The following is a 23,273-nucleotide window of genomic DNA, read 5'->3' as shown; positions in this document are numbered from 1 at the left end:
CTCAATCCACCCGCTCGACGAAGACCTGCACCTTGCCGCCGCAGGCAAGGCCGACTTCCCATGCCTGTTCGTTGGTGACACCGAAATCCAGCAGCTTCGGCGCGCCGCCCTGCATGACCTGCAGCGCCTCATGCACCACCGCACCCTCGATGCAGCCGCCAGAGACCGAGCCGATCATCCGTCGGTCCTCGTCAACCGCAAGCTGGCTGCCGACCGGGCGCGGGGAGGAGCCCCAGGTGCTGACCACCGTGGCCAGCGCCACCTGCTTGCCGGAGGCCCGCCACTGCGCCGCCTGTTCCAGAATGTCTTCCGCGGGATTGTTCATGCCACTTCCTCCATGCGCCGGAGCCAGGACGCCATGCCGGCGCCCCGCCGCGTCTCGGGCCTGCTGAGCGCCTCGGCCAGCGCGCCGAGGCTTTCCAGATTATGCACCGGGCGGAACTCGTCGACATGCGGCAGGATCGCCCGGACCCCTAGAGATTTGGGCGCGAAACCATCGAAGCGCAACAGCGGGTTCAACCAGATCAGCCGCTGGCAGGATCGGCGCAGCCGCTCGACCTCCTCTGCCACGCCATCGCCGGCATCGCGGTCCAGCCCGTCGGTAATCAGCAGCACCACCGCCCCCTGGCCCAGCACACGGCGCGACCAGAGCCGGTTGAAGCCCTCGATGCAGGCACCGATGCGCGTGCCGCCAGACCAGTCACCGACCGCCTCGCCGACCTTCGACAGCGCCTCATCCACATCGCGCTTGCGCAGGTAACGCGTCACATTGGTCAGCCGCGTTCCGAACAGGAAGGTGTGCACCCGGTCACGGTCGTTGGTCAGCGCATGCATGAAATGCAGCAGCATGCGGGAATAGCGGCTCATCGAACCAGAAATGTCGCACAGGATGATCAGCGCCGGCGGCCGCGTGCGGCGCTTCTTCAGCTCCAGCGGAATGACATCGCCGCCGCTGCGCAGGGCACCGCGCAGCGTGGCCCGCAGGTCGACAGCACCGCCGGCGGAGGAGGGGGCGAAGCGCCGCGTGCGCATCTCCGCGATGGGCAGGACGAGGCGGCGCAGCATGGATTGCGCCTGCCGTACCTCGTCGCCGCTCATCTTCTCGAAATCCATCGACTGCAGCATCTCCTTGTCGGAGGCGGTGAAGGCCGCGTCGATCTCCAGCTTCTCCTCGTCGGCCTCGTCGGCCAGCACCGCCTCATTGCCCTGCATCAGCGCCTCGGCGAGGCGGCGGTTCATCTCCGCGGCATCGGGCTGCGGCTGGTCGAGCTGCAGCTGCGGCAGCACCAGCTGCATCATGCGCTCCAGCAGTCGCGGGTTGCGCCAGAACACATGGAAGGCCTGGTCGAAAATGTCGCGCTGGTCCTGCCGGTTCACGAAGACGGCGTGCAGCGCCCAGTAGAAATCGTCGCGCCGCCCCATGCCGACCGCGCGCACCGCCGCTATCGCGTCCAGCACCTTGCCGGGCCCGATGGGCAGGCCCGCCATGCGCAGGGCACGGGCGAAATGCATGATGTTGGCGACCAGCTTGCCGCCATCCTGGGGGCCGTCCTTCTGGGAGTCGCCGTCCATTGGCTGGCCCTAGACCGCGCCGTGCGCGGCCAGCTCGCTCTTGATCTGGGTCAGGATGCGGTTGGCCTCGCTGCCCTGGATGCGGGCAATATCGTCCTGGTATTTCAGCAGCACGCCCAGCGTGTTGTTCACCGTCTCCGGGTCGAGGCTCAGCTGGTCGAGCTGCACCAGCGCATGCGTCCAGTCGATGGTCTCGGCAACGCCCGGCTGCTTGAACAGGTCCAGCTTGCGCAGCTCCTGCACGAAGCCGACCACCTGCCGGCTCAGCGCTTCCGGCGCGCCCGGCGCCTTCACCTTCAGGATATCCAGCTCGCGCAGGGCGTTGGGGTAATCCACCCAGTAATAGAAGCAGCGGCGCTTCAGCGCGTCATGAATCTCGCGCGTGCGGTTGGAGGTGACGATGACGATGGGCGGCTTCTCGGCCTTAACCGTGCCCAGCTCCGGGATCGTCACCTGGAAGTCGGACAGCACTTCCAGCAGATAGGCCTCGAACGGCTCGTCGGTGCGGTCCAGCTCGTCGATCAGCAGCACCGGCGCGCCGCCGGCATGCGGCTCAAGCGCCTGCAGCAGCGGACGGCGAATCAGGAAGCGGTCCTGGAAGATGTCGCTGGCCAGCGTCTCGCGGTCGGCCCCGCCCGCCGCCTCGGCGACGCGGATTTCCACCATCTGCCGTAGATAGTTCCACTCATAGACGGCGGAACCGACATCCAGCCCCTCATAGCATTGCAGGCGGATCAGGTCGCGGCCCAGCGCCTTGGCCAGCACCTTGGCGATCTCCGTCTTGCCGACGCCGGCCTCGCCCTCCAGGAACAGCGGGCGGCCCAGCTTCAGCGCCAGATATAGCGCGGTGGAGAGGCTGCGGTCGGCGACGTAATCGCCCCTGGCGAGCAGGGAAACGGTCTCGTCGATGGAGGCGGGCAGGGCGGCCGGAGCGGCACCCGGAGCGCCAGCGGAAGGGGATGTCTGTGTCATGCCGATTATCTAGCACGCCAGCCCGCCGGGGCAAAAGAGGCGTGGCAGGAAACAACGCATCACAGGACTGCCCGAAGGACTGCTCTGGCGACTCACCTGATATTGCTAGTGATATTGTTGTTCTGCAGCTGAATGTTCGCCGTCACGGTATTCATCAGTTCCAGCGCCTTGGCCATCTGCTCGGCAAGAAGCTGGTCCTTCATCTCCTGCATCCAGTCCGGCAGCATACCGCCTGAAACGCTCTCCAGCTCAGCCTCGGACAGTTCCGCGTCGCCAGCCCTTACCGGAACAGCAGCGGACAATGCCTGGCTAAACGCCTCTTGTGTCGCGGCGATGCCCTTTTCGTTGGCGAAGCGCGCCATCTCGGCCGGCGCCTGGCCTGAATCGGAAAGTGCGTTCAGACGCTGCGTCAGCTCCTGCTGCAGGCCGGGATTGGCACGGACACGGCTGAAGAATTCGATGACAGGTTCAAAGGACATTCGACCCCTCCATATACATTCTGCGCGCAAATTATGATGGATAGGGCACGGAAAACAAAGAGAATATCCGCCGCAAACGCTACCTTGAATTATTCTTGTCTACGGACATTTGTGCGGCAGCGACAATCAGGCTCCTCAGCCACATGTGGCGCGGGGCATCCTGATCTCGCGCATGCCAGAGGAGGCTGACGGCGATAGGGCCGAGTTCGACCGGCGGCGGCAGCATGATGAAGCGTGCCGCGCCGGCTGCGGTGCGCGCCAGACTTTCAGGCAGAGTCATCACCAGATCGGAACCGGCAGCGATTTCCATCGCGGCGAAGAAGTTTGGCACGCGCGTGCGCACGCGCCGGCGACGGCCCATGGCCGAGAGCAATTCGTCCACAGGCGCGGGGCCGGTACCTGTGACGTTGATCGTCATGTGATCGAGGGTCAGATAGGTATCGAGGGTAAGCCTATTCTCGCCCGCCGGATGCCCCTTGCGCATGATCGTGACAAACCGGTCTTCGAACAGTTTCCGGCGCAGAATCCCTGACGGTGCCACCTCGATGACGCCAACAGCCGCATCGACCATCTCGTTCTCCAGCATCGCCGCAATGGCCGGGCCGGGCGGGATAATGTCGAGATCGACAGCCGGCGCCTCCTCCGCAAGGCGGGAGAGCAGATGCGGCGCAAGCACGGCAGCATGCAGGTCGGTCATCAGCAGGCGAAGGGGACCGGAGGCCACCGCAGGGTCGAAGCGGCGGGCCTCCAGCAGCGCGCCGACCCCGGCAAGGATCTGCCTCAAAGCAGGGCGCAATTCCGTGGCGCGGGCGCTGAGCAGATAGCCTCCCGGCCCATCGACCAGCAAGGCATCCGAAAACAGGTCCCGGAGCCGCCCGAGCGCACGGCTTGCCGCAGGCTGGCTCATGCCAAGGCGCGTCGCGGCACGGGTGACATTCCGCTCCTCCAGCAGGGCGTCGAGCGTCACCAGCAGGTTGAGATCGATCCGGCGTAAATCCACTTGGTGCATGATGAGTATATACAGCATGCATTAGACGCATTGAAGCCCGCCCATTACGGTCCCCGAACGGATCGAAACATGGAAGGAGCAGGATCATGCAGGTGGTGTTCGGTGCAAATGGCAGGGCTGGAGGCGAGACAGCGCGCGCCCTGATCGAACGGGGCCTTGATGTGCGCATCGTCCTGCGCCGGGCGGAACAGGCGGCAGCCTGGCGGGACACCGGCGTGCAGATTGCCATCGCGCGCATGGACAATGAAGATGAGGTGGCGGCGGCGCTGGAAGGCGCAACGGGCGCTTTTCTGCTCAATCCGCCGCCTTCTGTCGGCAATCCTCATGAACAGACGGAAAAGATCGGTACAGCCCTCGCCGAGGCAGCGCGGCGCATGCAACTGCCCAGGGCCGTGGTGCTATCCTCGGTTGGCGCGCAGCACGCCTCCGGTACCGGGGTCATCACGACCCTGAACCGGCTGGAAACCCTGCTCGATGGTGCCGCAACGGCAACAATGTTTCTGCGGCCGGGCTATTTCGTGGAGAGCTGGAGCGAGGTGGCGGAAGCCGTGATAACCGAAGGCGTCCTGCCGACCTTTATGGCGCCCGCCCAGAAAATTCCGATGGTCAGCACGATCGATGTCGGCCGGGCGGCTGCCCAGCTCCTCGCCGAGGACTGGAAAGGCCAGCGTATCGTCGAACTCGGCGGGCCGGAGGACTGGAGCGCCAGCGATGTAGCCGCTGCCTTCGCCAGGGCACTCGGCCGCCCGGTGACACCCGCCTTTGTCCCGCCTGAGCAGCGCGCGGCCATGCTTGCGGAAGCGGGGATCCCCAAAGAGACAGCCGATGCGCTTCTCGGAATGTATGACGGCATCGCCAGCGGGAAGGTTGCGTTCGAGCCCGGTGTGGAACGGCGACGCGGCACCGTCTCCTTGGTCGCGGCCGTGGAGCGTATCCTGTCCGCGCGGAACAGCAGCTGATCCGGCTGTCACAGTCTGGAATATGTGCAGCCATAGGAGGAATGGCGGATGGGGTGGGATACCAATTAGGGTCCGAAGTAATTCTATACCGTTTATATTTTTCTTTGTTTTCCAACACTTTCTGAGACACACTGTCCGAGGCTGTTCGCTCGCGTTCGCCCCTATCCGAATTTCATTTGTGGGTAGGTTTGTGGGTAGAGAGTTGTGGGTAGGAGTTTTTCTTAGATGGCGCGCACAACAAACAGACTGACCGCGATGCTCGTTCAGAAAACCAAGGAGCCGGGCCGATTTGCGGACGGAGGCGGTCTCTATCTTCAGATTTCAAGGTTGGGCGGACGGTCTTGGCTCTTCCGCTATACCCTTGAAGGACGCGCACGGGAGATGGGCCTGGGAGCAGTCGGCACCGTCTCACTCGCCGAGGCGCGTGCAAAAGCGGCTGATGTCCGGAAGCTGTTGGCTACCGGCGTCGATCCTTTGGCAGATCGGCAGGCGAAGAAGCGAGAGGCTGAAGCCGCCAAGACGCGCATGAAGACGTTCAAGGAATGCGCTACGGCCTATATCGCGGCGCATGAACCGGGCTGGCGAAACCCGAAGCATCGCCAGCAGTGGAAAAATACGCTCTACACTTACGCATATCCGATCCTTGGCGATCAAGCGGTGGGGGAGGTTGATCTTCCGCTGGTACTGAGCGTCCTCGAGCCGATATGGACGGAGAAGCCCGAGACAGCATCCAGGGTGCGAGGCCGCATTGAAGCCATTCTTGATTGGGCTACGGTGCGCGGCCTGCGGTCAGGCGATAATCCTGCCCGATGGCGCGGACACCTCGACAAACTGCTGGTGCCCAAGACGAAAATCCGCCGCGTTCGTCATCATCCGGCCATGCCATACGATGCGCTGCCGGCCTTCATGGTGCATCTGCGCGCCCGTGATGCTGTCGCTGCCCAGGCGCTCGAATTCATTATCCTTACTGCTGCGCGCACATCTGAGGCGCTGGAAGCGGTCTGGTCCGAAGTTGACCTCGATAATGCCGTGTGGACGGTCCCTGGTGAGCGGATGAAGGCAGGCAGGCCGCATCGCGTTCCTCTGACGCGGCAGGCGCTGGCGGTTCTTGAGAAGGCCCGGATGATCCGCGATGAAGAGAACGGCGACTATGTGTTCCCCGGCTGGAAGACTGGCCGGCCGCTTTCCAACATGAGCCTCGCCATGCTTCTGCGACGGATGGATATCGAGGATCTAACCGTCCATGGTTTTCGAAGCACCTTCCGCGACTGGGCAGCCGAACAAACGTCGTTCGCCCGGGAAGTCGCCGAGATGGCGCTGGCTCATGCGATCAGTGACAAAGTCGAGGCAGCCTATCGCCGCGGCGATCTATTCGAGAAGCGCCGCAGGATGATGCAGGCGTGGGCAGATTTCTGCGATCAGCCGCCGGCATTCGAATCGGGTGACGGCAAGGTGACGCGGATCAGGGCAGCGGGGTAGGGGTTGCGGCAGAAAATAAGGGTCAAGCTGTCCGCACGAAAAAGCCCACCTTCGGTCGGGCGAATTGGAGCCTGAGGGCTTTTAGACCAAGCTTGTTGCTTCAGCTGATTCTCGTTAGGATATCGGAGTCTAACGTAGCACTATTGGCGACGGGGTCGCCATGTGTAGCGCGTGAGCCGGTGGGGCCGGGGACGTGATGAAAATCGCGCCCGGCTTTTTTTATGTCGGGCGCTGAAATCGAGCCCCGACATGTCAGTCGATATCGCTACTCTCGGCATCAAGGTCGATTCCTCGCAGGCCGCAACCGGCGCGCGGAACCTTGACCGCATGGCGGCTTCTGGCAAGCGTGCTGAGACCGCTTTCGAAGGCATGCAGCGGCAAATCAATGCCACGCTGGGCCCTCTTCGTATGATTCAGGGGTTGATCCTCGGCACAGCGGCAGCGCTGGGCATCCAGAGAATCATTGAGTATGCGGATGCCTGGAAACTGGTCGAAGGTCGCCTCAAGCTGGTCACCAACTCTCAGCGAGAGCTCGTTTCAGTCCAGAATCAGGTTTTCCAGATCGCGCAACGAACGCGGTCTGCCTATCTGAGCACGGCGGAGCTTTACGCCCGCACAGCGCGCGCGTCCGACCAACTCGGAGCCTCACAGCAGGAATTGCTGCGCTTTACCGAGCTGACCGCGAAAGCGGTCATCACCTCGGGCGCCAGCGCACAAGAGGCGTCCGCGGGCATAATTCAGCTAGGTCAGGCCCTGGCCAGCGGCACGTTGCGCGGCGATGAGCTGCGATCTGTGCTGGAAAATCTGAACGGACTGGCTATCGAGATCGCCGCCGGCATGGGCACGACGGTCGGGCAACTTCGCCGCCTGGCTGAGGAGGGAAAGCTTACCTCGGAGGCGATCTTCCGGGCCGTGCTGAGCCGCGCGGATCAGATCGAGGAGCGTTTCGGAACCGTGCCTGTCACCGTCGGGCAGGCGTTGACCGTGCTCGACAATGCGTGGGGAAACTTCATCAAGAACGCCGACTCATCTCTGGGCGTGACTACGGCTCTGGCCGGCGCGGTCATCCTGCTGTCAGACAATCTAGATGTCCTGGCCGGCCTTGCGGCCGGCGTGGCCACGGTCGCAATTCTGAAGGTGGCGACGGCGATCGATGTCGCCGCGATCGCGACGCGCGCCTGGACGGCCGCTCTCGCTGTGAACCCGTTCACGCTCATCGCAGTGGCGATCTCGACCGTCATTGGCCTGATGGTCGCATATCGCGATCATGTAGAGGAGATCGGAGGCGTCTCAGTCCGCGTCGGCAATGTAATGAACGCGATCTGGGTTACGATCCGCGAGAGCGTTTCCGGCACCGTTATGTACGTCGTTCGGCTGATCGAAGCGCTCAGCAAGCTGGCGAAGCTCGATTTCAGCGGCGGTCTCGAATCGTTCCGGAAGGCAGGCAAGGAACTGCAGGATTCTGGGAACGCCATGATCGCCGCCTGGACCAATCTGGGCCCTGCTGCCGAAAAGGCGCTGGGTAGTTTGAGCGAGGCCGCAAAGGAAGCTCTGCCTGTCGTTTCGGATATGACGAAGCAGCAGCGTTCATTGATCGAATCGCTTGGCGATGAGGTCAATCACTTGATCGCGCTCAGCGCGGCTTACGCCGGCCATGGACAGTCTATTGAGGCTGTAGAGCTCAGCTATGAGGCGCTGCAAAAAGCGCGCGCCGCTGATATCGCGCAAGGGTCCGAACTGCATGATCAGGTGAGGGGGCTCACTGCCAGCATCCGAGACCTGAACAAGGAGATCGATTCTCAGCGTCGAATTGTCGACATGAGGGATGATCTCGCCCTTGCGCAGCGCGAACTCGAACTGGTCGGGGCAACAGCACAAGAGCGTGCTGTTGGCCTGGCCGTACTGCGGACCGAGCTCGACCTGAAGCGCCGCAACATCGACCTGACATCAAGTCTGGCACAGGAAGAGCTTCAGTTGGCCCGACAGATCGCCTCAGTTCGATCCCAGGCGCAGGAAATGCTTAAGGCGCTTGACGATGTCATCGCCACACCAGCCAAGGGTGTAAGAAAGAAATATCAGCGGAAACTCAGAAGAGAGTTTGTCAATATTTTCCTGAGTGCCGAGAGGCCAGCATGACTCTGGCGAACGTATGTCTTGATGATAAGTCTTGTGTCTTATTTTCTGACACAGTGCTTTGTGATTTTACCGGAGAAGAAGTGGGCCGGCACTCGAAGCTGGAAGTGCTATCGCACCTTCATTGCGGTTTCATTTTTCGCGGCCTAGCTGGCATTCACTACGCAGCGTACAGCTTCCTGCAAGGGGGAGAGGTTCGCACATTCGAATCAGCTATCGAGCTGTTGCCGGGTGTTCTTTGCGAGAGTGCCAGGCACTTTTCGCAACGGATCAATGAGCTGGGCGTAGCTGATGCAGATAGGCCAGAGCTTGGCGAGATGTTAATCGCTGGCAGATCCTCCGACAGAACGCGAATTCAGGCATTCCGCCTGAGCTACAACATCAACGATTTCATGCCAGTCGAGCTAGAGCGAGGCGTCCACTTGGCGCCATCGCCAGGAGCAGCCGTCCCGCTTCCGAAGTCCATGACTATCGAGCAAGCGATTAGAGCTGCCTGTGCTCAGCGCAAAATGATGGCGGCGCAAGCAATAGAATGCGGCGGTGGGGTCGGCATTGGCGGGCATCTTCAGGCGATGGAGATAACGCCTGACATCATAAGAATAAAGACAATCCACGAGTTCTAGAGGTCGAAATGCTGGTCCGAGATGAGATCCTATCGACTCAGGCGTCCATCGCAGAGGCACGCCTGGTTCTTCAAGCACACCTGAGCTCGAGAAAGGCGCGGCGTGCCTTGGACTCTGTGGGTGTCGCGCCGGATGCTCTTATCCGCATTCTCGATCTTGCCGACGAGATTGCCGTCGAGGCCTTGGATACCCTCGATTATGCCGAGCGGGCCACAAATACTGCGCGGAAGGGAGAGGGATCATCACTTCTGGAGGGAGAAGAGCCGTCGCTTCTGGACTAGGCATCAACGAATCAGGATGGTCCAGGTTGCCCCGGCAGGGTCAGCGGAGACGCTGATGACGGTGTGCAGGCGGCCCTGAGCGGTAAAGGTGTCGCCGGGTTTCGGCGTCGTCGCCAGTGTCGTGGCCAGGATCAGAGCTTGACGATCGCCCGGCTTGACCATGGTCCCGTCCAGATAGGCGGAGGCCTTCTGCAGCGTCATCGAATAGAAATCCTCGACCAGGCCTCGGCAAGTGTAGTTCGTCGTGGTGCCAGCTCCTACCGTGCCAGTGCTGGGGTCGTAAGCGCCCGGCACGGTGCGAGTCAGCGTCACCGAATAGGCGACGTTCTGCAGCGCCGCCGCCACCGTCGCGGCCAGTTTTCCATCATCGAGCAAGCCCATAATCGCCCTCCGTTACAGGATCAGCAGCCCTTCCGGCCGCGCGGTTTCATCGTCATAGACTGAACGTCCACCATCGCCCACCATCGCGCGGGAGACCGCCATTGCGCACGCCACGGCGCCGTCGATCCGGTCCCGTGCCTTCCCCTTGGAAAACAGCTGAAGGCCGGCGCGGTCCGTCTCGACCACAACGTTGCTGAAGTTCCAGCGAAGAACCGGGTGCCCGCCGTGAATCAGCCGGCCGCCGATGATCGCATGTTCCAGGTCGCGGATGGCCGGCCCCATTGTCAGCGAGCCTTGGCGCATTGCCACCACGGGCAACCCGTCTTCGCCAAGGGCGGTCATCATTTGCTGTCCGAGATAGGGATCGAACGCGATTTCGCGCACATCGAACTCGTCGCAGAGGTCTCGGATCTTGTCTTCGACAGCGCCGTATTCCACCGAGGCGCCGGGCGTCGGGGTGATGTAGCCCTGTTCGGCCCACAGGGTATATGGCACGCGGTCCCGTTCGGACCGCTGCCGCAGGGCGTCGGCCGGGCAGAAGAACCAGGGCCAGACGGCCAGCGCGTCATCGGGCAGACGCCAACAGGCCAGAACCACGGTCAAATCGCGGACGCTCGAGAGGTCCACCGCCAGCCAGCACGGATGGTCCTTCATAGCCGCCAGATCGACCGGCGCGCTGCCGCGATCATAGGTGTCGCCGTCCACAAATGGCGCCGCCGAATGATCCAGCCAGACGTTGAGGTGAAGCTGTTTGAACGCCTCACGATCCGCCGGCCGTTCATCCGCCTCGCGCGCGAGCTGGCGCAGCCCCTCGATGTCGGGGAAGCCGAGGTCGAGCCCCGGATTCACCCGGCGCCAGACGGCTTCGTCGCGCCAGTCTTCTTCAGGGCCGGCCTCGAACAGGATCGGCAGGAATCCCTCATCCTCGACCTCGCCCAAGGCGACTTTGCGGGCGTAGCTGTACAAGTCGAAGGCAATGTTCTCCTGGCCTCTGCCGGCCGTGGTGATGATGACGAGCAGCGATTCGGCGGTCTTGGTGAGGCCGGTGCGTATGACGTCGAACAGCTCGCGACTCGGCCAGATGTGCAGTTCATCAAGTAGCGCAAAGGCTGGCGTCAGGCCGTGCTGCCGGCCGGCGTCGGAGCTGATCGCGCGCAGGACGGTGCCGCTCTTCGGATGTTCGAGGCGGTGGCGGTACGACACGAAATTCAGCTTTCCGGCGATCCGGGGATCTTCTTGGCAAATGCCGGCCGCTTCTTCAAACGCGATGCGGGCTTGCTCCCGGTCGGAGGCCGCATTGAGGACCAGGCCACCCGGCACGCGCTCCGGCCCTATGAAGTGGAGCAGGCTCAGCCCGGCCCCCAGCGTCGTCTTGCGGCCGCCGCGCGGCAGCAGGATAAAGACCGTCCGGACCTTCCGCCGGCCGTCGGGGTGCCGCGGGCCATAGATGCGGCGGACGATCTGGTCCTGGAAATCGGCAAGCTGCAGCCGGCGCCCTTCGGCAGTGGATTTCGGGTGACGCAGCACCTTCAGGAATTCGACCGCACGCTGGCCGTACCCGAGTGGGTCGGGGATTTTGGAGCCGTCGAACAGCCAGGCCGGATGAGTTGCGGGCGCGGTCATAGGTCGAGGTCCGCGAGGTCGTCGTTTTCCTGCGGGGCGGCGCTGCCGGCCTTGTGGCGGCTGGCGGGCGTCAATCCAAGCTCAGCAGCAAGGCGACGGGCTTCGGTCATCGATTGGAAGAGGGTTTGAAAGGAAGGATGACGCTTCGGACCATATTCCGTCTTGATGATATCACCGTCCTGCGTGATCGCAGCTTGAGCGCGCCGCGCAGTGCCGACGGCAAGACAATAGGCCTCCAGGGCGGCCAGGTCCTGCGTGGTAATGGTCTTGCGGGCAGCTAGGCCGGGCCAAACCCGGCGCCATTCGCTCTTGGCTTCAGGCGGCAACCAGGCAGGCGCGGGCGGGGCCTTGCCGATGCCCTCCGCCGTCGCCTTTATCGCTGGTTTCCGGCCTCTTGCCACGTCCTACCCCCATTTGCTCAATTCCAGAATCTCGAAAAGATGCCCCCCCGCCGCGTTAGCCGCCCCCCAAGGGAAATATTCGCCCCCCCCTCCCTTCAGGATCGGTTCCAGGGATGTTGAGGGTCGAGAGGTCTTCCACTGGCATCGCAGCCGGGCTTCTGTTCTGTCGGATTGCCGAAGCCGCCGTCATGGCTTGCCGTTTTGCGTGAATGGCAGCGATGACATAGCGACTGGAGGTTGTTGGGGTCGAGAAACAGCGCCGCGTCACCCTTCCAGGGGCGTATGTGATCAACCATTCGAGCACTCGCGCCGCAAGACTGGCACGTCGGTTGGCGTTTCAGGTGCTGCGCCCTCAGGGCTTTCCACTCGGGGGTAGAGTACGGCTTGGCGCGGTCCGGCTGGCCGGTATCGGGGCGACGCGGCTCCGGCGTGCAGGTGCACCGTTGGCCGGCAGGCCTGGGCTTGCGGCAGCGGCTGCAGATCGTGGGAGCGCGGAAGGCCATGGCGTTACCCGATGGCCGGCGGCCGGTAGGGCTCGAGCAGGTGCGACACAGACGCTAGGCCGGGCAGAGCATCAGCGGTGAAGTAGCCGAGCGCGATAGAGCCGATCCCGATGCTTTTCAGCGACGGATCACGGCCCTTCGTCGCCCATTCGGCGCCGATCAGCGTCAAAGCAGCGTGCTGCACGTCAGCGGGCGTATCGGCGTAGCCTGCTTCATAGGTCACGGCGACAGAGTGCCGGCCCCAGGCGATGGGGAGCCCGAAGCTGTCCACGCGAAGCAGCAGGCCGGACTCGGTGTCGATACTGTAGCTTTCGCTGTCCATCGCCTCGGTCGAGCCGTCGAGCTTCACGCTTGTGATGCTGCTGACTGGGAAGCGCGACAGCGCAACGGACAGTTGCGAGCCGTTCGTGGTGACGGTCTCGAGATAGCTGCCGGCCAGGATGGGGCGGCGGATGTAGGTGATGATGATCGTGCTTACGCGGGCGATCAGGCCTTCAATGGCTGCGTCATCATCATCGCCGGTCACGCCCAGATGGGCCTTGGCGGCGGCCAAGCTCACCAGGGCGGTTTCAGGCGGGGTCAGGACTTCGATCATGGCGATCACCTTGAGGTAGAAGGGGCCGGCGGCGGCTGTGGTGGGGCGCAGCCGCCGCCGGCAGGCCAGCCAGCGCGATCGCTGCTGGCTGTGTCGATCTCGCCTCCCTTGGCGGGTCAAATCCGCAGCTGACCGCCGCCGCACATCAGGGAAGCTTAGTACGCCAGGCCGGATCGCGCGGCCTCGTTCTCCGGCGGTCAACGTCTCGGTTAGCCGACCGGTGCGGCCAGCGGATGGCCCAGGATGGCGACGGCCGAAATCGGGCTGTTGCCGCTGTCGGCGCCGGTCGGGGTGATCGTCAGGCGCGTGTAGCGTTTGTTGCCGATGTAGCCGAGCTTGCGCACCGCACCGTCATCCTCGAAGTCGAATCCGGCAGCGGCTTCGGTGCCGATGAGGTCGGTGTCCGCGACGGCGGTGAAGCCATCGTTCGAAACGTCGGACTCCTCGAGCAACACGGCATACGATGCATTCGCATCGGTCAGCGCGCCGGTGGTGATGATGTAGGTCAGGCTGTCGAAGCCCTGCCGGTCGATCACGGTACCGACAAGCGGCGTGGTGCCGATATCGGCATTGGCGGCGGGTGCCAGCACCAGGACCGGCTTCAGATTTTGTGCGGAATCGCGCATCGTTTTTCTCCTTGGCGCCGCCGCCGGCCGCAGCCGGCGGGGCTGTTACAGGTCAGGCGTCAGGCCGGTTAGCTGCTGGCGATCTTGAGCTTACGGAAGGCCTCGGACTTGGCGACGCCAGCGGCGACACGGCGCCGGGCATGGAAACGAGTCATGCCGTTGGCGGCCTGGCTGTATGGATCGCGAAGCACAGACAGCTGGATCCGGTCGAAAATCCGGAACTGGCTGAAGTCGCCGAAGATCGCCGGGAAGTCGCCCGCCCCGATGTCTGGCATGTCCGGAGCCTCGATGACAGGGCGACCCAGCAGAGTTGTTGCGGGCGCGTTAGCTATGCCCTGAGTCATCATCAGGTACTGACCGCTCGTGCCGTCCTTCAGCTTGCTGACCGTACCGATGGTGTTGCTGTTCATGCACCACGTCGCATTGGCGCGATAGGCCGCCGGCAGGTCGTGGTAGAGCTGGATCAGACCGTCAGCGGTGATGGCGGCAGCTTCACCGCTGACGGTGTTGAGAATGTCATCATCATTCATGAATCCAGCCGGCTGAAGCGCACCGGCGCCATCGACGAAGGCACTGCCCTCCGCCTTACCGAACTCTTCTGCGAAGTCGAAGGCAAGCTCACCCGCGATGTCGAGAGCGGAATCCTCGAGCATGGCGTTCGATGCATCGACATAGCAGGCGACCTCGCACACCGGGAACCTGTTCTGACCGTAGGTCGGGGCGGTGTCCGGACGCGCGCCGGTTTCGCCTACCCACTGCGCGGTCAGCGTGCCAGTCCGCTTCGGCAGGATTACCGCGCCCGCATTGGTGTTCGCGACGCGCGCCACCGAGCGAATCGGAGAGAACCGCACCAGGTTACGAAGCAGCTCTGCCACAAACTGATCTGGCGCAAGATAGCCGCCGGCAGTGTCGTCCGATGTGCGAAGGGATCGCACTTCGTCCGCCCCCATGGCCTCACGGCCCCGGCGGAGGAAGTGCGTGAAAGAGCGCGTTTCGAGCTGGTCGCCAGCGCCTTCATCGCCCCCGGACAGGCCGGCGCGAGCGCTGCGAGCTTCGATCTTGTCGAGACGCTTTTCGAGCGCGCTCACCGAGGTGGTGACGGTCGTGAGGTCCGCGGTCGTGCGGGTCTCTTCGGCCCCGCCGGTGTTCGTGTTCTCGTCTTCCATGATTTTCTCCTCTTCATGGTCTTGCCGGCTGGGGTCGGCTTGGCTCCGCACCTCGGTCAACCGAGCGCGGGGATTCGATGCGACAGCGACTAGCGATATCTCCGCCAGCCTGGCGCGGGTGATGGTGCGGCCGCCGCCGGGACGAGGCTGGTCGGCAAGGCGCTTGAAGCCCACCGACAGGGCCATGCCGCCGCTTTTGGCCAGGGCATAGCCTTCTGTGCCGTCGCGGGTCTCGAGAAGGAAGCGCCCCTCGATCGCGAGCCCGTCCCGGGTGTCGCGAAGCTCAGTCACGACGCCAGCAACTCGCTCTGGATCATGGTGCAGCAGGATGGGGAACCGTTGCCCGGCGGCGCGGCGCTCGGCGATGGCAGCAGCGAAGCAGCCAGGCGCGAACGCGGTGCCGTGGGCGTCGAGCACGTCATAGGCGAGGGCGATTCCAGAGAAGCTGCCGGCGGTGCTGACGTCAGCCGGCGCGAAACGCAACTCCAGCGTTTCCGGCGCGGCGCGGCGGCCGGCGGAAGCCAGGACCGGGACCAGAGTCGAACGGCAATTTGCATGGAAGGGCGGCGTCGGCACCGGGCGGCCATCGAGCGAGAATTCCGCGCCATTCATATAAGTGCAGACTTCGGACCTGTCGGCATCCGGCACTGTCCGGACGCGGACTTTCGCGACTATATCGCGGTTGGCGCCGAAGGCGCTGACGCGCGCCGCGTTCACCATCCGCGCGGCTCCGGTATCGGCCATTGCTGCAAGCTGCGCGGCGGCAGCGCCGGCCAGGGCGGCCAGGACCGCACCGCGCGCAGCTTCGGCGCTTTCGGCTTCGACGGTAGCCTCGGTCAGATTGGCGATCATCGTCTCAGCCGCAGTGCGTGACCAGTCGGCGAAATTGCCCGTCGGCGGTAGCGGGACTTCGGGGAACGGCTCGCCGGACGCTTCGCGGGCGTCGACGATTTCGGCCTCGGCTTCCGCGATGGCGCGCTGTGCGATCTCCGGCAGCGCCTCATTCACCACCTCGACGAGGCGGAGCGGCAGGATGGCAAGTAGATCCTCGAGCGCGGCGACGATGGCGGGCACCGTCGGGGCGGCGTCGGCGGCAAGGGCGGCTTCGACGGCCTCGCGCGCGACAGCTAGAAGCGCCTCGGTCAGCCGGTCGGCTTCACGCGCGATCAGGGCGGCAGGGTCAGCCATTGGCGGCCCCCTGGCCCTGGCCGGTAGCGGCCGTGTTTAGCGGGCGATGGAATTCATCACCGCCGGCATAGGGTGGGCGGTTTTCCAGCGCGCGAATTTCGTTCGGATTCAGCAAGCCGTTCGTCACGGCCTGCGCATAGGCGTTGAAGCGGGCGGCCAGGTCGGCTCGCGCAAGATCGGCCGTCTCGAACTCGAAAAAGTATTCAGCGCGCTCGGCTTCTGTCAGAAGATCGCGTTCAAGCGCCTGGCGCCACAGCGCCAGCAAGGGCAGCACCACCAACGAGAGGAACTGCTGGCCCATATGCTCGGCGTTGTTGTGGGTCGCCCGCTCGAGCTCCTGCAGAAGGTGGAGCGGGATGCGGAAAACGCGAGCGATTTCGGCGATCTGGTGCCGGCGCAGCTCCAGAAATTGCAAATCGACGCTGCTGAACTGCAGCGCCTCGAAGGTCATGCCCTCCTCGAAGACAGCGGTGCCTCCCGACTCGGTGCCGGAGTGCAGGGCGGTCAGGCTGGCCTTCAGGCGAGCGATAGCTTGGTCGGTAAGCTTGCCAGGGGCTTTTACCACGCCGGAAGGCCGCGCGCCCTTGGCGAACAGGCGGCTCGCGTAGCCTTCCATCGCCAAGCTGAGGGCGATGGCTTCGCGCGCCTCCGCCACAAGCGACAGCGGCTTGTGCGGGTTCGGGCCGGGCAGGCGGAGCCACAGCAGCTCCTCGCGCGCGACGGGGCGCTTCGTGCCGCTGCTGGTCGTTGCGGTGAAGCTCGGTTCGCCTGAATCCGACCAAGACACCGAAATGACGCCGGCCGGGATGTTGACAATCTCGACGACCCGGTCGCGTGCGCGCCCCACCCAGCAAAATGCCTCGCCATGCAGCGCGAGCTGCATCATGGCGGTCCCGCGCCATTCGGCGCTTGTGGTCCAGGAATTTGGGGCAGAGGCAACCAGGGCGGCTAGCGGATGGTCGTCAGCCCGTTCCTTGCCACCCTCGGGAAGCCGGCGGAACAGGTGCAAGGGCAGCTGGCTTACGGACTCGGATAGGATGCGGGCGCTGGCGGCGACGGTCGGGCAGCGCAGGGCGCTTTCAGGCGAGACGCTGAGGCCGGCGGCCGTCGCGCTGGCGGCCGTCAGCAGCCGCTCCAGCTCACCCCAGCTGCCGTCACCACGGGTTTCAAGACCCAGGAGTTTTCGAAGAAATTTCATGAAACACACCCCACACGCATTAAATCGTTCAATGCATGTGGGGTGTGAGTCAAGTAAAAATGTCAGTTATGAGTTTTTATCATTATGAGTAATTGTCATATTACTCAGAAATATGAGTATTACTCAATCTTATGTGGTTTATCATTTGTTGTAATGACCTGAAAATCCCTCCGAATGGCGGCAATCCACTCTGGTGGAATCTCGGAAGATTCGGCAATTCGCTCCATTCGTTTCAGCTTGCTGACGATGGTGTTAATTTTTGTCGTCGGCTTCATAAGAAATTTATCTGCATTGAACATTGAATCCCCCTGCTCCTGATTTGAACTGTTCATATGTTACCGCAGGGAAATTCATTTTATTAGTTGTTTTTAAATCATTACTTCCAATGATTTTAAATCATCGTCTGGACTTAGTGTGTGGTGCTGTTCAGACGCTCCAGCTCCGCGTCCAGGATGGCGGCTTCATGCGGGTGCGCTTCGAACCAGCGCCGGCCGGCGTCCTGGTGCCGTCGGTTCCCGCTGAGACCCAGTGCCAGGGCGTGCCAGCGACACTTCACCGGCCCGGCAGCGTCCGGCATTTGCTCGATCAGCTCGGCTATTTCGCCGCCAACCAGTTCGCGAGCCGCGTCCAGATGACCTTCAGTCGCGGCCATAGCGGCAGGAAGGCAGCTTTGCGCGATACCGGCCAGAACTTTCCACCGATCCGGCCAGGACATCGGGAGCATAACGCTAATGGTCCAGCGAATGAGCTCAGCACGGTCGGGGTTGTGTGTCTGTTCAGCAGGCATGGGTTTCTTCCTTGGGAGCGGCGGCGCCGTTGAGTTTGGCGCGGTCAGGTGCGGCCGGATGGGGTTGGTCCAGGTCCGAGACGACGATCCAAGCATAGACTAGGCGAAGGGCCTGCAACGGGCTCAAACCGCCCTGTCGGATCAAGTCGGCAATCGCCCGGCGTGCGGTGGCGGCGGGGGTCGTGTCGGTCATCGGGGGGTCTCCTGCTGTTTGCTGAGAAAATCTCTCAGGGCCTCGGGGCCGGCAGCCGCCGCAGCGGCGACCGCTCGGTCGAATTCTTGGTCGTCGGCCGATGGCGGGGCGGTGGCGTCCTGATCGAGCCAGCGTTCGCCGCGTAGCCAGGTTGAAGGGTGGCAGATAAACTGCCCGTCCCGGTCGGCCACCTGCCCGGCATAGCGGAGGATGCCCTCGACCAGCGCCTCAGCCGTCGCCTTGCTGAGCGCGGCTCGGTAGGCCTGGCGCGCCTGGCCCTTGCCGACCTTGCGGGGGCAGTGCTTCCACCACGCTTCGAAGCTCGCTTCCAGATCGCCGATATTTAGATTCTTTCTTTTCTTTATATTATTGTGCCGGTTTGTGTGCCGGTTGCTGTGCCGGTTTTCGCGAGAAGGTGTGCCGGTTGCTGTGCCGGGTTCGACCGGAAACAATAGAGTTTCTGCGGCTTTCGGTGTGCCGGTTGCTGTGCCGGTTTTTTCATCAAGGTGTGCCGGTTGCTGTGCCGGTTGCTGTGCCGGGGGTGTGCCGGTCTCTTCAGTGGCGGCCTGATAAATGTCGTAGTTACAGACGGTTATGACCATCTGCCCTGTGCCGGTCTCTGCGACGATCATGCCGTCTTTCTCGAGGCGCTCAAGGAAGCGCCGAACGGCACCCACTGACCATCGCCAGGTGGCGGCTAGATGCCTCAGCGAGGCTGACAGTTGACCGCGATCTAGGTCGCCGTTCGACTGCCATGCAGCGCCGTCGATCAGCCAACACCATGCGGCACGGCGGCAAAATGGCTCGTTGGCGCCGGCCAGGGCCGGGTGGTTGAGCCAACCACGGTACATCTTGTAAAACCCGGCCATGGTCAGCTCCGTTCAGGCGCTAAGCTACGGAATCGCGACAACGCGAGGTCGCAAAAAACCGCCGCCATGCCGGTTCGGCCGTGGCGATTCTTGGCAACGATCAGCTCGGCCTTGTTCCGCTCGGCGGCGGCGGACGCTGACCAGTCAGCAAGGCGTCCGGTGTACGCAATCTGATCTTCTCCGCTTCGGCGCTGCGGCTGCTCTCTTTCGAGGTAATACGATCTGCGGTAGAGAAAAATTACGGCATCCGAGTCCTGCTCGATGCTGCCTGATTCGCGTAGGTCAGAAAGCTGCGGGCGCTTGTCCTCGCGCCCTTCGACGCCTCGATTCAACTGGCACAGCGCAAGGACAGGCACTTCAAGTTCTCGCGCCATCTCCTTGAGTCCACTGCTTATTCGGCGGAGTTCTTGAAGCCGGTTCTCGCCGCTGCTGCGGACCAGGTGCAGGTGATCGATGACGATCAGCCCGACACGGCGCCGACGCCTCATTCTGCGTGCACGGGCGCGAATCTGGCCGATGGCGAGCCCGGCGGTATCATCAAACTCAAGTGGCAGTCCAGACAGCCGGCGCTCGGCGTCTTTAAGGCGAGCGTATTCATCGTCGTCAAGGGCACCGCGCCTGATGCGATCATACGCGATCTCGGTCGCATCGGCGGCCAGCCGCTGCGCGATTTCTTCTGCGCGCATCTCTAGCGAGAAGAAACCAACGCCGGTTCCAGTCGCGGCAACATGGCGGGCGATGCAGCAGGCCAGGGCGCTTTTGCCCATCGCGGGCCGGGCGCCCATCGTTATGAGGTTGCCCGGCGCCATGCCGCCCAATATTCGATCCAGGTCAGCGAGGCCCGTTTCGAGCCCAAGTGCATTGCCGCCGCGCTTCCGCGCTTCCGCCGCTTCTGTCGCCATACCAGCAAGGGCGGCTGCAATCGGTCTCGATCCTCCCTCAGCGGATCCTCGCTCAGCCAGCCCGGCCAGCTTTTCCTCCGCCGCCTCGATCTGGCTTTCGGCAGTGGCGTCGAGATCATGCTTGAAGGCCTCGTTCACCACCGTCTCGCCGAAATCGATCAGCTGCCGGCGCAGATAGAGGTCATAGACGGTGCGGCCGTAATCCTCCGCATTCACCACGGTCACGACCGAGGCCGCCAGCTTCACCAGATATTGCGCGCCGCCGACATCGGCCAGCGACCCATCCTGGTCGAAGAAATTCTTCAGGGTGATCGGGTTGGCCATCTGGCCGCGCTCGAGCAGCTTGCCGCAGGCCTCATAGATGCGGCCGTTCACCGGATCGGCGAAATGATCCTTCTGCAGGAACTCCGACACCCGCTCATAGGCGCCATTATTGATCAGGATGGCGCCCAGCAGCGCCTGCTCGGCCTCCCGATTATGCGGCGGGATGCGGTAGGGCTGGGCGCGCGGATCGGGCAGGGCAGCGGATTCATTCATCGCCCTGGCCCTCCGCGTCGTCGGGGCGGCAGCCGGCCTGGCCAGCGAGAACAAGGCATCGAAGTCCAGATGCCAGGGCTTCGGCGCGCTCATCGTGGCTCAAGCTAGTATGGCTGGCCTTTATGCCGCCGTACTCAATGGCGCGCAGAGCGGTTTCGAGCAAGTGACGATTGGCGATTTCGGCAACAGGAAGCATTCTCGCAACTCCGAGTTGCGCTGCGGTTGGGTCTCAGCTATGTAAAAAGGGGGGCGACGTTGGGAGCCGCCGGCATACTAAATCGGTAGTTCAGTACTCGATGCCGTCCTGGATAGCCGCCTCGAGCACGCTGGCTCGGACGTAGCGGATTTGACCGATTTTCACAGTCTTCAGGTGCCCGGCGTTCACCATCTCGTAGAACTTACTCCTGCTAATATCCAGACGCCTCATCGCAATTCCCGCGCGGATCAAGTAATCGTCACTCTCAATTTTCACATTTTCTTTACTCATTTTTACCTCCGTTCCGGATTTGCCAAATCGTACTGGAACGGACGGCATGCAACAATGTTACTAAAAATGAGTTTTTCTCATAATTAGTATATAATATGAGTTCTGTTCATCGCAATTTTTGTATGGTTATTTATAACGTATTGATTTTCCGGAGTTCTGCCGAGATCCGCATTATCGGAATTTCTGACATGCACCAACGGAACAACAATCCGGCACAATTATTGCTTTTTGTCCGAACCTGTTCGGCCTTGTTTGGACGGAATTTGTGGGTTGAAACTGGGGTAGAGACGACACTAGGAAAAAATGTCTTTTAAAAACTTATACTTACAATAAAAAATGGCGGATGGGGTGGGATTCGAACCCACGGTGACATCGCTGCCACGCCGGTTTTCAAGACCGGTGCCTTAAACCGCTCGGCCACCCATCCATCGCTGGCATCGCCAGAGTATGGCAAGCGCCGGGTTTCTAGCACAGCCTCGGACGACGTCCAATCTCTTGCGTCTCGGGTAGCGTTCTACCGCTGGCACTACCTTTCTACCGCCGCGGCACATAAGGCCGCCGGCAGCCTGTTGCCAAGCGCCCGGGCCTGTGCCACATGCTGAAGGCCAGATATGCTTAACGGCCGTTACAACAGAAGGCAGCGCCATGATTCCCAGCTTCCGTTCCCGCACCGCCATCCCCCTGGACACCCAGACCGCCGGGGCTGGCCACAGGGGCAGGGGACGGCACACGGTCCTGGCGGCGTTTCTGGCCTTCGGGATGGCGCTGGGTGCTTCGAGTATCGCCCATGCTGCCGACCAGCCCTTCGACGCCTGGCTGGAAGGCGTGCGCGCCGAAGCCCGGCAGAAAGGCATCTCCGACGCCACGGTGCAGGCCGCGCTGACCGGCATCCAGCCCATTCCGCGCGTCATCGAACTGGACCGCCGGCAGCCCGAATTCACGCTTACCTTCCAGCAATATCTTGACCGGGTGGTGCCGCAATCGCGCATCGACAAGGGCCGCCGCATGATGGCGGAGCACAAGGCGCTGTTGACCCGCATCGAGGGGCAGTTCGGCGTGCCGGCCCGGCAGATTGTCGCGCTGTGGGGTATCGAGACCGATTTCGGCCGTGTCACCGGCGGCTTCAAGGTCATTCCGGCGCTGGCCACCCTGGCACATGATGGCAGGCGCAGCGCCTTCTTCCGCAAGGAGCTGATGGACGCGCTGCAGATCGTCGATGAAGGCCATATCGATGCCGAGCGGATGCTGGGCTCCTGGGCCGGCGCCATGGGCCAGAACCAGTTCATGCCCTCCAGCTTCCGTGCCTATGCCATTGACTATACGGGCGACGGCAAGCGCGACATCTGGACCACGCTGCCCGACGTATTCGCCTCCATCGCCAATTACCTGTCCCGGGTCGGCTGGAAGAGCGACCAGACCTGGGGCCGGGTGGTGCGGCTGCCGGCAGGCTTCGATGCCGGCCTTGCAGAGAAGAAGGCCCGCAAGACGATCCCGGAATGGCAGGCGCTGGGCGTGCGGCGCGCGGATGGCGGCGATCTGCCGGCGCGCGATCTGCCGGCGCAGATCGTCCTACCGGCCGGCGCCGGCGGACCGGCCTACATGGTGTACGACAATTTCGAGGCGATCCTGAAATGGAACCGCTCGACCTATTTCGCGATTGCGGCAGGCACGCTCGCGGATGCCCTTGGCAAGGAATAGTCCTGCCGGTACACTACTAAATGCTGTTCCACATAGATGACTGGCCACCAGATAATGCCTTGGCGCCTGCCTGCACGTTCCCGCTTCCGCCTTGCTACCGTGGCCTTGACCCTGCCTTTGGCGCTCGCGGCCTGCGCGGAAGCCCAGTTCGCGGCGCAGACGGCAAAGGCCATCCAGCAGCCCTCCGCCAAGACGCAAGGCTATTACAAGGTCGGTGACCCGTATGAGATCAAGGGTGTTTGGTACTACCCGACGGTCGATTACAGCTACACCGAGACCGGCATCGCCTCCTGGTACGGTCCCGGCTTCCACGGCAAGCTGACCGCCAATGGCGAAATCTATGACGAGAACGACCTGACCGCCGCGCACCGCACCCTGCCGATGCCCAGCCTGGTGCGGGTCACAAATCTGGAAAACGGGCGGGCGCTTGTCGTCCGCGTCAATGACCGCGGCCCCTTCGCGCATGGCCGGATCATCGATCTGTCGCGCCGCAGCGCCCAGCTGCTGGGGATCGAGCAGCGCGGCACCGCCAAGGTGAAGGTCGATATCCTGCCCGTGGAAAGCCAGCGCCTGGCCGAGGCGGCGAAGCAGGGCACGCTGATCGCCACCGCC

26 protein-coding genes and 1 tRNA gene are annotated in these 23,273 nt (G+C 63.0%); 6 read left to right on the top strand and 21 right to left on the bottom strand.

The window, feature by feature from the left end; genetic code table 11:
- Nucleotide 1 precedes the first annotated feature (1 nt).
- The 5 genes from P24_RS09990 to P24_RS09970 form a co-directional block, all read right to left on the bottom strand.
- Nucleotides 2-325, bottom strand: coding sequence for an XdhC family protein (locus P24_RS09990; protein ID WP_008944595.1), 324 nt, complete (start codon nt 323-325; stop codon nt 2-4).
- Nucleotides 322-1,572, bottom strand: coding sequence for a vWA domain-containing protein (locus tag P24_RS09985; protein WP_008944594.1), 1,251 nt, complete (start codon nt 1,570-1,572; stop codon nt 322-324). Before P24_RS09985 ends, P24_RS09990 begins: the two co-directional genes overlap by 4 nt.
- A gap of 9 nt (nt 1,573-1,581) precedes the next feature.
- Nucleotides 1,582-2,544, bottom strand: coding sequence for an AAA family ATPase (locus tag P24_RS09980; protein WP_008944593.1), 963 nt, complete (start codon nt 2,542-2,544; stop codon nt 1,582-1,584).
- A 92-nt stretch (nt 2,545-2,636) separates the two neighbouring features.
- A complete protein-coding gene (locus tag P24_RS09975; RefSeq protein WP_008944592.1) occupies nt 2,637-3,023 on the bottom strand; it encodes a hypothetical protein in 387 nt (128 codons plus the stop codon).
- A 79-nt stretch (nt 3,024-3,102) separates the two neighbouring features.
- A complete protein-coding gene (locus tag P24_RS09970; protein WP_008944591.1) occupies nt 3,103-4,050 on the bottom strand; it encodes a LysR family transcriptional regulator in 948 nt (315 codons plus the stop codon).
- 68 nt (nt 4,051-4,118) lie between these two features.
- Between P24_RS09970 and P24_RS09965 the strand changes: the two genes are divergently transcribed.
- From P24_RS09965 to P24_RS09950, 4 genes are all read left to right on the top strand, one after another.
- Nucleotides 4,119-4,991, top strand: coding sequence for an NmrA family NAD(P)-binding protein (locus P24_RS09965; protein WP_008944590.1), 873 nt, complete (start codon nt 4,119-4,121; stop codon nt 4,989-4,991).
- Between the two features lie 225 nt (nt 4,992-5,216).
- Entirely contained in the window at nt 5,217-6,470 is a 1,254-nt protein-coding gene (locus tag P24_RS09960; RefSeq protein ID WP_040707270.1) for a tyrosine-type recombinase/integrase, read from the top strand.
- A 249-nt stretch (nt 6,471-6,719) separates the two neighbouring features.
- Nucleotides 6,720-8,606 (top strand): tape measure protein, encoded by a 1,887-nt coding sequence (locus P24_RS09955; protein ID WP_008944588.1) that lies wholly within the window; start codon nt 6,720-6,722, stop codon nt 8,604-8,606.
- Nucleotides 8,603-9,226 carry a hypothetical protein gene (locus tag P24_RS09950; RefSeq protein WP_156816261.1) on the top strand — a complete coding sequence of 208 codons (624 nt, stop codon included), beginning with the start codon at nt 8,603-8,605 and terminating at the stop codon, nt 9,224-9,226. The genes P24_RS09955 and P24_RS09950 overlap by 4 nt, the downstream gene beginning before the upstream one ends.
- A 284-nt stretch (nt 9,227-9,510) precedes the next feature.
- On the opposite strand, the gene P24_RS09940 is transcribed toward P24_RS09950, so the two are convergent.
- The 16 genes from P24_RS09940 to P24_RS09875 form a co-directional block, all read right to left on the bottom strand.
- Complete coding sequence (locus tag P24_RS09940; RefSeq protein ID WP_008944585.1) at nt 9,511-9,888, bottom strand: hypothetical protein; 378 nt, start codon at nt 9,886-9,888, stop codon at nt 9,511-9,513.
- Nucleotides 9,889-9,900: 12 nt separating this feature from the next.
- Nucleotides 9,901-11,511: a terminase large subunit gene (locus tag P24_RS09935; protein ID WP_008944584.1), complete on the bottom strand. Its 1,611-nt coding sequence runs from the start codon at nt 11,509-11,511 to the stop codon at nt 9,901-9,903.
- A complete protein-coding gene (locus tag P24_RS09930) occupies nt 11,508-11,912 on the bottom strand; it encodes a phage terminase small subunit P27 family (RefSeq protein ID WP_008944583.1) in 405 nt (134 codons plus the stop codon). The genes P24_RS09935 and P24_RS09930 overlap by 4 nt, the downstream gene beginning before the upstream one ends.
- Before the next feature lie 95 nt (nt 11,913-12,007).
- The gene (locus P24_RS20705) at nt 12,008-12,415 is read right to left on the bottom strand and encodes an HNH endonuclease (protein WP_008944582.1); all 408 of its coding nucleotides are present in this window, start codon (nt 12,413-12,415) and stop codon (nt 12,008-12,010) included.
- Nucleotides 12,416-12,419: 4 nt separating this feature from the next.
- A complete protein-coding gene (locus P24_RS09920; RefSeq protein WP_008944581.1) occupies nt 12,420-13,010 on the bottom strand; it encodes a head-tail connector protein in 591 nt (196 codons plus the stop codon).
- A gap of 209 nt (nt 13,011-13,219) precedes the next feature.
- Nucleotides 13,220-13,636: a hypothetical protein gene (locus P24_RS09915; RefSeq protein WP_008944580.1), complete on the bottom strand. Its 417-nt coding sequence runs from the start codon at nt 13,634-13,636 to the stop codon at nt 13,220-13,222.
- 68 nt (nt 13,637-13,704) lie between these two features.
- Nucleotides 13,705-15,990 carry a phage major capsid protein gene (locus P24_RS19230; protein WP_008944579.1) on the bottom strand — a complete coding sequence of 762 codons (2,286 nt, stop codon included), beginning with the start codon at nt 15,988-15,990 and terminating at the stop codon, nt 13,705-13,707.
- On the bottom strand, nt 15,983-17,188 hold the full coding sequence (locus P24_RS09905; RefSeq protein ID WP_008944578.1) for a phage portal protein: 1,206 nt from the start codon (nt 17,186-17,188) through the stop codon (nt 15,983-15,985). The genes P24_RS19230 and P24_RS09905 overlap by 8 nt, the downstream gene beginning before the upstream one ends.
- Nucleotides 17,189-17,307: 119 nt before the next feature.
- Nucleotides 17,308-17,487: a hypothetical protein gene (locus P24_RS20040; protein ID WP_192813242.1), complete on the bottom strand. Its 180-nt coding sequence runs from the start codon at nt 17,485-17,487 to the stop codon at nt 17,308-17,310.
- Nucleotides 17,488-17,597: 110 nt separating this feature from the next.
- The gene (locus tag P24_RS09900; RefSeq protein ID WP_008944577.1) at nt 17,598-17,975 is read right to left on the bottom strand and encodes a hypothetical protein; all 378 of its coding nucleotides are present in this window, start codon (nt 17,973-17,975) and stop codon (nt 17,598-17,600) included.
- A complete protein-coding gene (locus P24_RS09895; RefSeq protein WP_008944576.1) occupies nt 17,965-18,168 on the bottom strand; it encodes a hypothetical protein in 204 nt (67 codons plus the stop codon). Before P24_RS09895 ends, P24_RS09900 begins: the two co-directional genes overlap by 11 nt.
- Nucleotides 18,165-19,037 carry a hypothetical protein gene (locus P24_RS19225; protein WP_008944575.1) on the bottom strand — a complete coding sequence of 291 codons (873 nt, stop codon included), beginning with the start codon at nt 19,035-19,037 and terminating at the stop codon, nt 18,165-18,167. Before P24_RS19225 ends, P24_RS09895 begins: the two co-directional genes overlap by 4 nt.
- Nucleotides 19,038-19,039: 2 nt before the next feature.
- A complete protein-coding gene (gene dnaB, locus P24_RS09885) occupies nt 19,040-20,476 on the bottom strand; it encodes a replicative DNA helicase (RefSeq protein WP_040707287.1) in 1,437 nt (478 codons plus the stop codon).
- The gene (locus tag P24_RS20035; protein ID WP_156816259.1) at nt 20,469-20,672 is read right to left on the bottom strand and encodes a hypothetical protein; all 204 of its coding nucleotides are present in this window, start codon (nt 20,670-20,672) and stop codon (nt 20,469-20,471) included. Before P24_RS20035 ends, dnaB begins: the two co-directional genes overlap by 8 nt.
- Before the next feature lie 90 nt (nt 20,673-20,762).
- Complete coding sequence (locus P24_RS09880) at nt 20,763-20,963, bottom strand: helix-turn-helix domain-containing protein (RefSeq protein ID WP_008944573.1); 201 nt, start codon at nt 20,961-20,963, stop codon at nt 20,763-20,765.
- A 337-nt stretch (nt 20,964-21,300) separates the two neighbouring features.
- A tRNA-Ser gene (locus P24_RS09875) sits at nt 21,301-21,390 on the bottom strand.
- A gap of 218 nt (nt 21,391-21,608) precedes the next feature.
- Between P24_RS09875 and P24_RS09870 the strand changes: the two genes are divergently transcribed.
- Entirely contained in the window at nt 21,609-22,661 is a 1,053-nt protein-coding gene (locus P24_RS09870; RefSeq protein WP_008944572.1) for a lytic murein transglycosylase, read from the top strand.
- A 99-nt stretch (nt 22,662-22,760) separates the two neighbouring features.
- Nucleotides 22,761-23,273: septal ring lytic transglycosylase RlpA family protein (locus P24_RS09865; protein ID WP_408962318.1), on the top strand; the 513-nt coding region annotated here is incomplete at its 3' end.

The organism is Oceanibaculum indicum P24 (assembly GCF_000299935.1).
Classification (GTDB): Bacteria; Pseudomonadota; Alphaproteobacteria; order Oceanibaculales; family Oceanibaculaceae; genus Oceanibaculum; species Oceanibaculum indicum.
Note: the sequence above shows the minus strand (reverse complement) of the source record. Positions and strands in the feature narration are given on the sequence as shown.